The organism is Sulfurovum xiamenensis (assembly GCF_030347995.1).
GTDB lineage: Bacteria > Campylobacterota > Campylobacteria > Campylobacterales > Sulfurovaceae > Sulfurovum > Sulfurovum xiamenensis.
Genome location: NZ_JAQIBC010000015.1, coordinates 1 through 9,370, shown reverse-complemented (window position 1 = coordinate 9,370; position 9,370 = coordinate 1). Strand labels below are relative to the sequence as shown.

The window sequence follows — 9,370 nt, the reverse complement described above, 5'->3', positions numbered from 1 at the left end:
TGGCAGAGAGGAAGTATGTCTAATTATTTAGAGTTTTTGAAGTATATAGGTTAATTGTGGACGATGGCATATTCAAGATGCCACCTTATCTGCCACTTTTTGCAATTCTCTTACCTTACTTTCAACTTCATCAAGTCGATAGATTGCTTTAGAGTTATAAGGGTTTTCATACTCGGTAAGTATATCAAAAACATCCTTTCTCTTTTCACTTGTAGGTGCCACTCCAAAAAGAGACAATGCCTCTTTCTTGGTTATCATTTTTACGTTACTCATGATTGTCCTTTTTATTCATTGCCTTATCGATCAACTGATCAATGATCTCATTGACTTCTTCTTCTGAATGACCTAATCTTCCAAGATCATCATTTAGCTGCATGTTGTATTTTGGAAGCTCATTCCATATTGCATGTTTCTCAGCTTTTCTAGCGTCATCAAGTGAGCTAAATTTTTCTATAGTGATTTTAGATATTTCATGGTACCATCCAGATACATCTTTATGTTGAGAAAGTCTTTGTAAGGCACTTATTGAAATTCCTACATAGAGGAGATTGTCATCTTTATCAAAGTGCCTGTATAGATCGTATTGTTTAACATATTCACTCATACCTCTATCCTCTCAAACTCATACACAAATACATAAGGATTATCTTCCCACTTGTATCCGTCTGGTGTTGTAGCATTCCAAAGGCTAGTCCACCACTCTTCCATGCAGTCGTCACAATAATCCACTTCACCATGCATATCATTTGAATAAAACCTTTTAGCTTCTTTTAGCTCATAGCTATCCGGGTATCCCTCTGCTTGAAAATTGTCGGTATTGTCTTCAATTTCCTGCAACCTCTCAACTCTTACGTTGGTTACTTTTAAGAAGATACGGGCAAACATTTTAGGCATATGGATAGATGGCTTCCAAGGAGTTTTAAATCCATCATTAGGCTCAACCCATTCACGACCATCATCAGCTTTGTATATAACTATCTCTTCTTCATTTTCTTCGCCCATGTTTAAAATTGCAGGGCAAAACGTTTCACGTACATAAAGAACATCATCTTTTTTGTAGCCCTTGCAATGCTTAATGAAATCTTCTTTTGTTAAGTCCATCCATCCACCACTGTTATCTCTTATGCAGTAATGTCTATCTTTGTACCAATCATCGTTTTTTTCAATTCTGATAGCTTGGTCAGCCTTTGTCTTATAGTATGGTGCAGGGTTTTTTACAACTCTCCTAGTCTGTGTCTTACGTTCATCAAGTATGGCTCGTACCATTTCTGTGTTGAATAGGATTGGTTTTGCTATCTGTAGTAATTCTGCTTTATTCATAACACCGCCTCCACAATAATCCAAATACCATTCTCCAAGATCAATGTCAGCATATTTGCCAAGATGATCGCACCTGTTAGTTTCATGTAGTTTATTTCCATATTTACTTCCTTCCTATCTTGGCACCAAAGATGATCATCAATGACCAGAACATAAAATTTACTGTTATAATGGTGATCTTCTCATGTGGTATATCTACTCTTATGCCGATGTTTATACTTCTATAATTTGTCAATATGGTTGCATCGATCATACTTCATCCTTTTCAAGTAACTCTTTCCACTTCTCAGAAAGTTCTTTCCAGTTCACACCGGTTGTGGCAAGGCTCCAGTAAAATATGCAGCCATCATTTAGGAGGAACTCTGCACCTCCGTCTTTAAACTGAGGGTTTAGATCATCGAGTGAGTAGGGGAGAATCTCTTCTTTGTACTCATCAAATGCGTGGTTGTCTTTTAAAAATCTTATGAATTTATCTTTCATGCTGATTCTCCTTCTATTTATATTTTGCAAAAGCAGTCTCTTATCGGCTCATCTGAGAAGTCAAAAAGAGTGGCTTTATTTAAGTTGAATTTGTGCTCCATCTGCTCTAGTGTTCTATAGCCAGTAAACCAATATCTATTCATTACGCGGAAGCCCATTTTTTCATACTGCTCAAGTCTTTTTTCAATTCCTTTCATGTAATCCCAAATATCTCTGAAATTGTGGTACAGTTGAAACATTGATCTTTCTGACTGAAAAGGGCAAATACCACATCCACTTCTACTAAAAAACTTATAGAGTGGGTTTTCCATCTCTTGATCTATCATGTATTTTTTACAATCATCCTCAGTCATTTTGAATATATGTTTAAGAGGATAGAGATGTGTGCATCTGTCAGTATCTTTATATGATCTATTTTCGCCTTTTGTATATCCTATATACTTCACAATATGGCTGTCAGGATATTTCTCATTTAAGTAGGCATCAGAGGGTTTCACTTTTGTTTCTCTTCTATGGTAGCATTGAGATTCATTGTCTGCTGGGTTTGGTATGCCTCTTATGGCACCATAACCATCTGCATTTTTGTCTCTTATGACACCAAAGCACCACTCTTCAAATGTGGTAAGTGGCTTAAGTACGGTTATTTTTTTGCCATATCTATCATCAAAGTATTTTTTTATTTTTTCTATATACTTGTACATCATTGGGAACTCTTGAAAAGTGTCGCAAAATATTATTTCATCTACTGGAAAACCATTTTTTAAAAGCAGATCACATTGAGACACAGAGTCTTTTCCGCCACTAATAGTAGGTATATATTTGGCACCTTCTTTTCTTTTTATTACTTTATCTTTTGGGATTATGAAAACACTCATTATTTACCTTTTATTATCTTCTAGCTTGTGCTATTCGTTCCAGGACGCTCATCTTCTCTTCAACCTCTATGTCATACAGTTCATTGACAGCGTTAAAGACGTACTTTGCTACCTCATTTCCTGCTTTTTCAAGTTCTAATGCATCACTTCTTCTGCATGGTTTGGCCCATTTAGCCAAGATACCTGCACCAAGTCCATAATGCTTAGACAGTGCCTTTTCGTCAAGATTGACCAATGCTAAAACTGTGCTTGAAGCCTCGATGGTGATCTTCCTTTCTGCAAAGTGATCAACGGCTTGTTTCCATATCCCATTACCTTGAACATGGGCAACAAATATGACCTCTTCTTTAGAGTGAATATCAACCTGCTTTCTGATACCTTTGCCAATCCTTACATGGATCTCTTTGTGTAGCCTTGTTTGCTCTTTTTTATCGTATGTGGCGAATAGTGTTCCGATGATTGACGCAAGTATCAAGCTTTTCTTTTGATTAGGTGTCATGGCTATTATTCGCATCACAAGGCTTCTTTTTTCTTAGATACTTACGTACAGCCTCAGCATGAGATTTAGCGTAAAAAATCACACCGCATATCTCATACTTTCCGTTTCCTAAGTCCTTGCTGCTTAGTTTTATGGCTCTTTCTTTCATTGCGAAGATTCCCCTGTATCAGTCTCTTCAACTTCTGCATCAAATTCGCCACTATATTCAGTTTCTTCATGCTTCTGCATCATTTGGTTAAGGTTGAACCCGTCATGCTGCTTATTCTCTTCTATGCGTTTAATATCAGCCTGATTGTCAACCTCTACTGCTCTACCAACCACTTCACTCATTGGAGTTTTCGAGAGTACATATTTGATAGCTTTTGCCTGATACATTTCAAGGTTCCACTCAGAATATGGGCTAAAGCTTGAATTTTTTGACGGACTTTTGCCTGCAAGTTGGTTGATCTTTCCAAAGCTCACAAACGTATTTGAAACAATCCCGGAGTTATTGTCACGTACTGCTACCAATACTCCTTTAAGATTTTCATTCACCCATTTAGGATCATAGTCTTTGCGCTCATCGAAGTTTGGTTTGAATGTAATAGTCTCATCGAACCCGTTATCTTCCATTGCAAATTCATCACATGTAAATACAGGTTTAGCTTTTACGCTTTTACCGCTTCTTTCAGCTAGCGCAAGCCATCCTTTGTATCCAATGACCGGTTGTGCATCTTTTTTATATTTAACGATGTAAGCCTGCCCCAATCCTTTTGCAAGTGGAAGTTCAAGCTCTGCAATATCTAACGCGCTTTTAAGGATGCTTGGAACTGTACATGTTGATAAACTTGAATCAAGTGCAATGTTCACAATCGTTGCTTTGAACTTCTCAGCTTTTTTGTCATCTTTTTGGAATAGGGCAGTGATTCTGTTTGTAATATCCTGACTACCCAAAAATGCCGTTACCTGTTGTTTTCTTTCTGTTAATGCACTCATTACATGGCTCCTAATTTATAATAAACATAGTTTGGAAGTACAAGTGTCTGTACGATCTCTTTCTCTTGACTTAAGTAGACAGGCTTTTTATAACTGTCAATATCTCTGTATATTTCAAACGCTTTTTTATACATATCACGTCCTAGCTCAATATCCTGTTCAGTAAGTTCATATACTCCTACCATATAAGGTTCAGTCTTACTAACTGCCACAAAAATAAACTTGTTTGCAGGAAGTCCAACGCTTTTAAGCACATCAAGATAGAATGCAGCCTGGATAAAATACCCATAACTTGCAACCTGTCTTACAAAACCGTCAGGGCTTGAATCAACCGTAGTTTTAAGATCAACAATAAGCCCTAAATCTTCTCTGTAATAGTCAGGTCTACACTTAACCTTAATCCCGTCTATTTCGCTGAATATTGAGCGTTCTGGAAGCCCATTTGATAGTAATAGTTCTTTGATCTCTTTTTGTTCAGAGATAGCTTTACTCATTTCAAGTGCCTGGTCGTACATTTCCTGAGTGACACACTCTTTGCCGTTGCTCTCTTCAATGAAGTTTGCATGGATCTCTTTACCTGCTTTTGTACGTCTATCGCATACAGGCATCACTGCGAACTCTTCATTGAATGTTTCAGGCTCCAGTACTAATTTATGTACCACGTTTCCAAGAAGTAAGCTATCGTTGCTTTTTTCTACAGGATTAAGGTACTCGTACGGGTTTTTTAATATGGTCTTAATTGTACTTGCAGATAAGTGTGATCTGTCAGCATGATAATCGTTGTTTGGGATAATCTTTAAAACACTCATGATAAACCTTTCATCACTTTAATATGTCTGGCCAAGTGCGAAACCGTCAAAGTGTTCTGCACTGATTTTGGCAACGTTTTTAACTTTCTGAATAGTTCTTTTCTTTGTTGTTTGTCCATCACGCTACATCCTCGTCTAACCCAAGTTCTTTAAAAGAAAAATCAATCTCGTCTTCAATCATCATAAATGTATCGATCAGAAAATCGTTTGCATCTTTTGGTGTCTGGTGAATCAATACCTCTTTTAAAAGCTCAATCTTCCCAAATAGGTTAGTAGAGTCTATGCCTCTTTCTATTGCGATCATTTTTAGTTTTTCTGCTGTTGTTAAATCCATCATAATTCCTTTCCCGAATTACGCCTTATATGTAGTGGCTGCCAACGAGAAAGGGTTGGGTAAGCACAGCCACATATAAAGGCTTTAGGTTGGCACGGTATAATTTCCATGCACTTTTTCTTAATCGTGTAAAGCCGTGTAGCGTTCAAATTCAACACGGCTTTTTAAAATACTCCAATGAATACTTTAAAAATCAAGTTCACATATAAACACAAGAAGTTCACCTCTGATCTACGAGGATTTGGCATTAATCAGGTTCTAAATTTATTTTCATAATAAAGGAGGTTTATGAGGATGTCTCTATGTTTATTCACGGCGAGACGCTAAATAAAATCTTGTGCTTATATATGAACTCTCGCGGCTGAGCATGGAAAGGGAGTAAACATGCCCATGCGTGAAAGTTCAAAGCAGGCTTCTCAACCTGCGCATACACCATTTGCCATGTCAGGTGTCTGATACTTACTTGAACTTACACAGGCAGTTCGCGAATTGTGATTGAACTCGAAGTTTTTGCTTCGTATAAGAGAATTATTCCATATTTGAATTTAATTAAAGCTTAAAATTATTCAAATATAGAATATTTTCCATATTTTTACGCTACAATACAAACATACTTACATAAAAGGAGTTTGGTATAATGTTCTATATAGATTATGGGGAGTTTAATATGGAAGGTTCATACAGTGTCTATTTCACATACGGTTCAGAGACAAATTCAAAAGATTTTTTTAATGGTGTAGCATCTTTTATAGTTGCATTAGATAATTTAAACAATGCAATAGCTAAATCTTTCGGAGGTGATGTAGAAACTGAGATATATGTAACACATATTGAAGGGGGATCCGTAAGAGCTTATTTGAGGGATGTTTTAAAAAAGTTACCAGATGATAAGATACACTCTATAGTTACAAATCCAAAAGATGAATTTGCAAAATTCTTGATCGATACAAAATACAAGATCATAGACTATACAAACAAAACTCCAAACTCTTTCAATAAACAGGTTGTAAAAATCATTGAAGATGAAATAGACAAAACACCTCTTAGAGAATATGGTTACAGTGTAGATAAAAACAAAGTTAATATATTAAAGTCTGTTGGTGAACTGTCTAGCAGTATAAAAAAACTTCCTGCCACACCATTGCTTGAGCTTGGTAATGAATCTGCTCCAATGAAAGGAAGTTATGAGTTTAAAATAGAAGAGGTTGAAGATGTTACAAAGCACATTCATCAAATAAGACAGCAATTTATTATTAAAAAACCTGATATATTTGGGGATAGCAAGTGGACCATAATATTTGATAAAAATATTGATGTATCAATCCTGGATGATGATTTTAAACAAAAGATACGTAATAGAGAACTAAGTATATCATATGGGGATATGTTGGATGCGGATCTTCTTATTGAGACCTATTTAGATCAGAACATAGGTATCGTAGATGTTAAGTACTCAATTACAAAAGTTTATGGGATTATAGAACCAACTGCTACACTTGGCCAAGATACTTTATTCCAATAATAATTAATAATCCTATCCACAACACAACCCCGGCAATAAATCTATGTTTTAAGTGTCGTGGTATCATCAGTTAAACTTCACGTTTATTCTACTCTCCCATATGTTCTTTTGGAGTTGGTATGGGTTTGAGTATGGGTAATTTGTTGATACATGAAAGCCATGATCGCTAATTGTATCCGCTGCAGTGAATCTAAGATCATCACATTCTTTTTTTGTAGTTCCAAAGCAAAATATTTGAAAATGATGATCTTCTTCTACTTGATAATATTTCACCTTGCATAAAGGCATATCATATTTAGTATCATCCTCGCCCATATCCATGAAAGGGATGTTTATCTTTGACATGATCTTCTCTATTTTATTAAAGGCTTCTAGTGGTGTCATTTACAAGTAGCCATTCCAATAGGAGTAAAATCACCTCCATTTATGCTTTTTATAGCATCAGTAATTATGATCTCTATTCCTTTACTGGATAGTCCTACTTCATTTGCTATAAGGCACAAATACTCTGCAAAACCATTTCTTGATGTACCATCCCCAGGAACAGCAACATAAAGTACATCCTTTCTTTGATCAGTTAAATTTCTGGACCATGTGGCAGCTATAACCTTTTTCTCTTTGACCACCTTATCCTTTAATTCATTCATAAGTGGTTTTATTTTTTCTCTTTCAATTGCAATAGTTGCCAGTCTTTCTTTTTCTTCTTTTTGCTTTATCTCATAAATTTTTCTATTTGATTCATCAATTATGGCTTGATTTTTTCTTGACTCATTTAACACATTTCCAAGTTTTCCTACTCCATAAGAAAGCATTACAAAACCGATTATTATTGAAGCAAAAATAATTCCTATTTTATTGAGTGTATGTTTATGTTTTGATTGATTTGCTTTTTTAAAATATAGGTAAAATAATGGAGAAAATACCCATACCATGAAGTATATAGGTAATAAATCCTGTGATATAAATCCGACTAGAATAAATCCTAGAATACCTATGGTTATGTATATAAGAATGAACTTTAAAAAATATTTCACCATTATCACCATTTTTCTATTTGCTTAATTAATTCAGACATTTTTTTTAGATCTGGTTTCATTTCATCATATCGTAGTTCATTTCTATATGGTTTGCACTCGGCTATTGCACTAATTAGACTATTTTTAGCCATATTTAATTCCATAAGTATAGAAAACTTACTGGAGTCTGTTTCAATATGAAGTACCGCTTTTTGTCTTGCCATTGAATAATTATCAAGAAACATTTGGCATGAATTTCTGCTTCCAAATAATGAGACTGTTAGTGAAACCAATATAAATATAATTTTATTCATTTTGTAGCCACGCATAATTTATTCCATATGTTTCCAAAATCTGATACTTCAGATTCTAACCATGTAAATTCAATTGAGCCTGCTGATATAAAACGTTCATACCCGGCAAATGCTCCTAATCCATTCTTTGAGTTCACTTCTCCACATGCTACAGGTACCTGGTCTTTATTCTTATTGAAATATATATCTCTGAACTTTGCTGAATCAGAGTCTTTTAATTTTGATCTTACTAAATATTTCCCTTTTTCAACCCATGCAAATTCTTTATTCTCACTACTTGATACCATACTTGATTTGTTATTTGGACCACTTGTTACAATCAAAAATATTGCAATTATGGAGATAAGAAATATCCATGTTAAAAATGATGTCTTTTGTGGAACTGGTGCTCCACATTGTGGGCATGTTTTTGCTTTGTTACTTATTTCACTTTTACACTCTTTACATTTTATCATTCCCATAATATTTCTCCCTTTATTTTATTGCCAAAGCACCAAGATTCTTTATCTGTTTGAAAAGTTTACCAATAACTTCTAAATTTATCGCGTCATTGATGGTATTTTCTTTTGGATATGCTGAGTTATCAGAGATAATATCTATCCCTTTATCACCTTTGAAGTGTAGTCGTTTAATTTGAATTGTGCCGTCTTTATTTATAAGATAAACTCCATCTACAGGATGAAACTGCCTACCGTTTACCATGTCAACCATAACAAATTCATCAGGTTTTATAGTAGGCTCCATAGAGTCACCAACAACCTTCATTACTACAATATTTTTAGGAGATACACCGTTTAAAAATTGTTTTGCTATTGGGATAGGCTCTGATTCTATATACTCATGTAATATTACTTCTGCACCTGCTCCTGCACGTAGGTCAACATAGTTAATCATTTCAAACATAGATGAATTAAAGCTGGTATCTATACTTTTTTTCTTTTCATCTTGCATACATAATAAATATTTAATATCAACATCTAGAATGTCAGAAATTTTAGCCAATATTGTATTTGGAATATCAAGCCTTGTTTTTTCATTTAAACTAAGATATTTTGATATATTTGACTGTTTCTCTCCAGTATACTCAATTATATCTTTTTGCTTAACATCTAAAATCTCCATTTCTTCACGTATACGATTTACCATATCACACATAAATATCCACCCCCACAAAAATATTAATTATTATTCCATATAGTAATATTCTATATTTGAATAATTTTAAG

General features: G+C 34.7%; 17 protein-coding genes. 1 reads left to right on the top strand and 16 read right to left on the bottom strand.

The features are described 5' to 3' along the window. Positions 1–72: 72 nt before the first annotated feature. From PF327_RS11285 to PF327_RS11235, 11 genes are all read right to left on the bottom strand, one after another. The gene (locus tag PF327_RS11285; protein WP_289402660.1) at positions 73–273 is read right to left on the bottom strand and encodes a hypothetical protein; all 201 of its coding nucleotides are present in this window, start codon (positions 271–273) and stop codon (positions 73–75) included. Next, a complete protein-coding gene (locus tag PF327_RS11280; RefSeq protein WP_289402659.1) occupies positions 266–604 on the bottom strand; it encodes a GIY-YIG nuclease family protein in 339 nt (112 codons plus the stop codon). The genes PF327_RS11285 and PF327_RS11280 overlap by 8 nt, the downstream gene beginning before the upstream one ends. Continuing rightward, positions 601–1,320 (bottom strand): hypothetical protein, encoded by a 720-nt coding sequence (locus PF327_RS11275; protein ID WP_289402658.1) that lies wholly within the window; start codon positions 1,318–1,320, stop codon positions 601–603. Before PF327_RS11275 ends, PF327_RS11280 begins: the two co-directional genes overlap by 4 nt. 103 nt (positions 1,321–1,423) lie before the next feature. Continuing rightward, positions 1,424–1,573, bottom strand: coding sequence for a hypothetical protein (locus PF327_RS11270; protein WP_289402657.1), 150 nt, complete (start codon positions 1,571–1,573; stop codon positions 1,424–1,426). After that, entirely contained in the window at positions 1,570–1,800 is a 231-nt protein-coding gene (locus tag PF327_RS11265) for a hypothetical protein (RefSeq protein WP_289402655.1), read from the bottom strand. The genes PF327_RS11270 and PF327_RS11265 overlap by 4 nt, the downstream gene beginning before the upstream one ends. 17 nt (positions 1,801–1,817) lie before the next feature. Next, entirely contained in the window at positions 1,818–2,675 is an 858-nt protein-coding gene (locus tag PF327_RS11260; RefSeq protein ID WP_289402654.1) for a phosphoadenosine phosphosulfate reductase domain-containing protein, read from the bottom strand. Positions 2,676–2,688: 13 nt separating this feature from the next. Continuing rightward, positions 2,689–3,192 (bottom strand): hypothetical protein, encoded by a 504-nt coding sequence (locus PF327_RS11255; RefSeq protein ID WP_289402653.1) that lies wholly within the window; start codon positions 3,190–3,192, stop codon positions 2,689–2,691. Between the two features lie 126 nt (positions 3,193–3,318). Next, entirely contained in the window at positions 3,319–4,149 is an 831-nt protein-coding gene (locus PF327_RS11250) for a recombinase RecT (protein ID WP_289402652.1), read from the bottom strand. Then, on the bottom strand, positions 4,149–4,958 hold the full coding sequence (locus PF327_RS11245) for a PD-(D/E)XK nuclease-like domain-containing protein (protein WP_289402651.1): 810 nt from the start codon (positions 4,956–4,958) through the stop codon (positions 4,149–4,151). Before PF327_RS11245 ends, PF327_RS11250 begins: the two co-directional genes overlap by 1 nt. Next, positions 4,955–5,077 (bottom strand): hypothetical protein, encoded by a 123-nt coding sequence (locus PF327_RS11240; protein WP_289402650.1) that lies wholly within the window; start codon positions 5,075–5,077, stop codon positions 4,955–4,957. The genes PF327_RS11245 and PF327_RS11240 overlap by 4 nt, the downstream gene beginning before the upstream one ends. Beyond that, positions 5,077–5,292, bottom strand: a complete 216-nt coding sequence (locus tag PF327_RS11235) for a hypothetical protein (RefSeq protein ID WP_289402649.1) — start codon at positions 5,290–5,292, stop codon at positions 5,077–5,079. The genes PF327_RS11240 and PF327_RS11235 overlap by 1 nt, the downstream gene beginning before the upstream one ends. Before the next feature lie 637 nt (positions 5,293–5,929). On the opposite strand from PF327_RS11235, the gene PF327_RS11230 reads away from it, so the two are divergent. After that, entirely contained in the window at positions 5,930–6,814 is an 885-nt protein-coding gene (locus tag PF327_RS11230; protein WP_289402648.1) for a hypothetical protein, read from the top strand. A 66-nt stretch (positions 6,815–6,880) separates the two neighbouring features. Here the strand turns inward: PF327_RS11230 and PF327_RS11225 are convergent, their stop codons facing one another. Genes PF327_RS11225 through PF327_RS11205 form a run of 5 tightly spaced genes read right to left on the bottom strand, consistent with a single transcriptional unit; the run spans position 6,881 to position 9,299 of the window. Further along, entirely contained in the window at positions 6,881–7,198 is a 318-nt protein-coding gene (locus tag PF327_RS11225) for a hypothetical protein (protein WP_289402647.1), read from the bottom strand. Further along, positions 7,195–7,848: a hypothetical protein gene (locus PF327_RS11220; protein ID WP_289402646.1), complete on the bottom strand. Its 654-nt coding sequence runs from the start codon at positions 7,846–7,848 to the stop codon at positions 7,195–7,197. The genes PF327_RS11225 and PF327_RS11220 overlap by 4 nt, the downstream gene beginning before the upstream one ends. A 5-nt stretch (positions 7,849–7,853) precedes the next feature. Then, a complete protein-coding gene (locus PF327_RS11215) occupies positions 7,854–8,159 on the bottom strand; it encodes a hypothetical protein (RefSeq protein ID WP_289402644.1) in 306 nt (101 codons plus the stop codon). Then, positions 8,141–8,605 carry a zinc ribbon domain-containing protein gene (locus PF327_RS11210; protein ID WP_289402643.1) on the bottom strand — a complete coding sequence of 155 codons (465 nt, stop codon included), beginning with the start codon at positions 8,603–8,605 and terminating at the stop codon, positions 8,141–8,143. Before PF327_RS11210 ends, PF327_RS11215 begins: the two co-directional genes overlap by 19 nt. A gap of 13 nt (positions 8,606–8,618) precedes the next feature. Then, on the bottom strand, positions 8,619–9,299 hold the full coding sequence (locus PF327_RS11205) for an XRE family transcriptional regulator (protein WP_289402642.1): 681 nt from the start codon (positions 9,297–9,299) through the stop codon (positions 8,619–8,621). Positions 9,300–9,370: the final 71 nt, after the last annotated feature.

Coding starts and splice junctions, on each gene's coding strand:
- PF327_RS11250 (WP_289402652.1), bottom strand. CDS start 4,149: ATGAGTGCATTAACAGAAAGAAAACAACAGGTAACGGCATTTTTGGGT.
- PF327_RS11270 (WP_289402657.1), bottom strand. CDS start 1,573: ATGATCGATGCAACCATATTGACAAATTATAGAAGTATAAACATCGGC.
- PF327_RS11260 (WP_289402654.1), bottom strand. CDS start 2,675: ATGAGTGTTTTCATAATCCCAAAAGATAAAGTAATAAAAAGAAAAGAA.
- PF327_RS11205 (WP_289402642.1), bottom strand. CDS start 9,299: ATGTGTGATATGGTAAATCGTATACGTGAAGAAATGGAGATTTTAGAT.
- PF327_RS11245 (WP_289402651.1), bottom strand. CDS start 4,958: ATGAGTGTTTTAAAGATTATCCCAAACAACGATTATCATGCTGACAGA.
- PF327_RS11210 (WP_289402643.1), bottom strand. CDS start 8,605: ATGGGAATGATAAAATGTAAAGAGTGTAAAAGTGAAATAAGTAACAAA.
- PF327_RS11230 (WP_289402648.1), top strand. CDS start 5,930: ATGTTCTATATAGATTATGGGGAGTTTAATATGGAAGGTTCATACAGT.
- PF327_RS11215 (WP_289402644.1), bottom strand. CDS start 8,159: ATGCGTGGCTACAAAATGAATAAAATTATATTTATATTGGTTTCACTA.
- PF327_RS11265 (WP_289402655.1), bottom strand. CDS start 1,800: ATGAAAGATAAATTCATAAGATTTTTAAAAGACAACCACGCATTTGAT.
- PF327_RS11240 (WP_289402650.1), bottom strand. CDS start 5,077: ATGGACAAACAACAAAGAAAAGAACTATTCAGAAAGTTAAAAACGTTG.
- PF327_RS11225 (WP_289402647.1), bottom strand. CDS start 7,198: ATGACACCACTAGAAGCCTTTAATAAAATAGAGAAGATCATGTCAAAG.
- PF327_RS11280 (WP_289402659.1), bottom strand. CDS start 604: ATGAGTGAATATGTTAAACAATACGATCTATACAGGCACTTTGATAAA.
- PF327_RS11235 (WP_289402649.1), bottom strand. CDS start 5,292: ATGGATTTAACAACAGCAGAAAAACTAAAAATGATCGCAATAGAAAGA.
- PF327_RS11285 (WP_289402660.1), bottom strand. CDS start 273: ATGAGTAACGTAAAAATGATAACCAAGAAAGAGGCATTGTCTCTTTTT.
- PF327_RS11275 (WP_289402658.1), bottom strand. CDS start 1,320: ATGAATAAAGCAGAATTACTACAGATAGCAAAACCAATCCTATTCAAC.